This is a genomic window from Polaromonas sp. P1_G2 (genome assembly GCF_056405515.1).
In genome coordinates this window covers 1-522 of sequence record NZ_JBFUBY010000886.1, presented here as the reverse complement: position 1 = coordinate 522, position 522 = coordinate 1, and the positions used below count along the sequence as shown (strand labels likewise).

At 52.5% G+C, this 522-nt stretch carries 1 protein-coding gene; it reads right to left on the bottom strand.

All coding sequences use genetic code 11. The annotated features are described in order from the left end of the window. Nucleotides 1-139 (bottom strand): LON peptidase substrate-binding domain-containing protein (locus tag AC1D0P_RS28155; protein ID WP_477679742.1); only part of this gene is annotated, 139 nt, incomplete at its 3' end. Nucleotides 140-522: the final 383 nt, after the last annotated feature.

Here is a 522-nt window from a genome sequence, read left to right as displayed (position 1 = left end):
CCTCTTCGAGAGCGCGGATGGACTTCTCGCGGCCGACGAACAGGGGCACGATCATATGCGGAAACACAACGATGTCACGAAGCGGCAGGACCGGGTAGTTCTGCACATTTCCTTCCGTCGGGAATGTTTTTTTGGTCATTTCTTTCCCTTTCATTCCAGGCCCTTACGGCCGCCGGCTTCTGTAGCGTCTCAGCGATCCAGCCTGTGTTAGGGTACAGGTGGATATCTGAGCTATGCAATTCAAGCCTTTCAACTCCCGGAGCAATGACCTCTGTCAAACAGCTGTCACAATTCACAGTTCACATTAGGCGATCCAAATGTTGCGAGGCTTGCGCAAACGTGGTGAGCCTCGCATTCGACGCCTGGAATCAATCGAAACTTTGACGCTTCCGGCCAGCCGGAGCAAACGAATTTTTCTGAATAAATCGAGTTATTTACATCGTATGCAATGCAAAAGGCCCGGATTGACCGGGCCTTTCCGCAAATCCAATGTTTCGCAGGCAATCAGGCGGAGGCCGGAGC